Source organism: Weissella fangxianensis (genome assembly GCF_024718545.1).
Lineage (GTDB): Bacteria > Bacillota > Bacilli > Lactobacillales > Lactobacillaceae > Weissella > Weissella fangxianensis.
The window spans coordinates 3,395-4,801 of the sequence record NZ_JAMXDB010000063.1 but is presented as its reverse complement, the minus strand read 5'-3'; the positions used below and the strand labels follow the sequence as shown (position 1 = coordinate 4,801).

The 1,407-nt window shown below is 51.5% G+C and carries 1 rRNA gene (running past one end of the window); it reads right to left on the bottom strand.

What is annotated here, in order from left to right:
* Positions 1–75 precede the first annotated feature (75 nt).
* Positions 76–1,407 (bottom strand): 23S ribosomal RNA (locus NGR58_RS09875); it runs 1,648 nt beyond the window's last position.

The following is a 1,407-nucleotide window of genomic DNA, read 5'->3' as shown; positions in this document are numbered from 1 at the left end:
TTTTATTGAGTGAACTTAGTTCCCTCAAAACTGAATCATAATTGCTACTTTTTATTGCCTTACACCACTTGCTACTTGGTTAAGTCCTCGAACCATTAGTACTAGTCCGCTCCATGTGTCACCACACGTCCACTTCTAGCCTATCTACCTCATCATCTCTGAGGGGTCTTACTTCATTTCTGAATGGGAAATCTCATCTCGAGGCGAGTTTCACACTTAGATGCTTTCAGCGTTTATCTCATCCGTACATAGCTACTCAGCGATGCTCCTGGCGGAACAACTGATACACCAGTGGTACGTCCACCCCGGTCCTCTCGTACTAAGGGCAGCTCCTCTCAAATTTCCTACGCCCGCGACGGATAGGGACCGAACTGTCTCACGACGTTCTGAACCCAGCTCGCGTACCGCTTTAATGGGCGAACAGCCCAACCCTTGGGACCGACTACAGCCCCAGGATGCGATGAGCCGACATCGAGGTGCCAAACCTCCCCGTCGATGTGGACTCTTGGGGGAGATAAGCCTGTTATCCCCAGGGTAGCTTTTGTCCGTTGAGCGATGGCCCTTCCATGCGGAACCACCGGATCACTAAGCCCTACTTTCGTACCTGCTCGACTGGTAAGTCTCACAGTCAAGCTCCCTTGTGCCTTTACACTCTGCGAATGATTTCCAACCATTCTGAGGGAACCTTTGGGCGCCTCCGTTACTTTTTGGGAGGCGACCGCCCCAGTCAAACTGCCTGCCAGACACTGTCTTCCACCACGCTAAGTGGTGTGAGTTAGAGTGTTCATACAACGAGGGTAGTATCCCACGTTTGCCTCCATCGAAACTAGCGTCCCGATTTCTACGGCTCCTACCTATGCTGTACAAGCTGCACAAACACTCAATATCAAGCTACAGTAAAGCTCCATGGGGTCTTTCCGTCCTGTCGCGGGTAACCCGCATCTTCACGGGTCTTTAAATTTCACCGAGTCTCTCGTTGAGACAGCGCCCAGATCGTTACACCTTTCGTGCGGGTCGGAACTTACCCGACAAGGAATTTCGCTACCTTAGGACCGTTATAGTTACGGCCGCCGTTTACTGGGGCTTCAATTCGTACCTTCGTCGAAACTAAGTACTCCTTTTAACCTTCCAGCACCGGGCAGGTGTCAGCCCCTATACGTCATCTTACGATTTTGCAGAAACCTGTGTTTTTGATAAACAGTCGCCTGGGCCTATTCACTGCGGCTCAGCTTGCGCTGAGCACCCCTTCTCCCGAAGTTACGGGGTCATTTTGCCGAGTTCCTTAACGAGAGTTCACTCGCTCACCTTAGGATGCTCTCCTCGACTACCTGTGTCGGTTTGCGGTACGGGCAGGTAAACACTAACTAGAAGCTTTTCTCGGCAGCGTGACATCACGGACTTCCCTAC